The 249-nt window shown below is 68.7% G+C and carries 1 pseudogene; it reads left to right on the plus strand.

The window, feature by feature from the left end:
* Nucleotides 1–31: 31 nt before the first annotated feature.
* Nucleotides 32–249, plus strand: a pseudogene (locus SB754_RS21985) (aliphatic sulfonates ABC transporter substrate-binding protein); the annotation flags it as partial.

A 249-nucleotide genomic window follows, 5' to 3' on the forward strand; every position in this document is an offset into this window, starting at 1 on the left:
CTCTTCCACAATCTCGTCCCCCATCAAGGCCATCGCCGCAGCAGCGGCCGCAGCATCCCTGCTGCTGACCGGCTGCGTGGCGGGCGAGGACAGCGAATCCGCCGCGAACGCCGGCACGGCCGACGGCGGAACCCTCACCCTGGACTTCGCGACCTACAACCCGCTGAGCCTGATCATCAAGGACCAGGGCTGGCTGGAGGAGACCCTCGCCGAGGACGGCGTCACCGTGGAATGGGTGCAGTCGACCGG

This window comes from Leifsonia sp. SIMBA_070 (assembly GCF_046534635.1).
GTDB lineage: Bacteria > Actinomycetota > Actinomycetes > Actinomycetales > Microbacteriaceae > Leifsonia.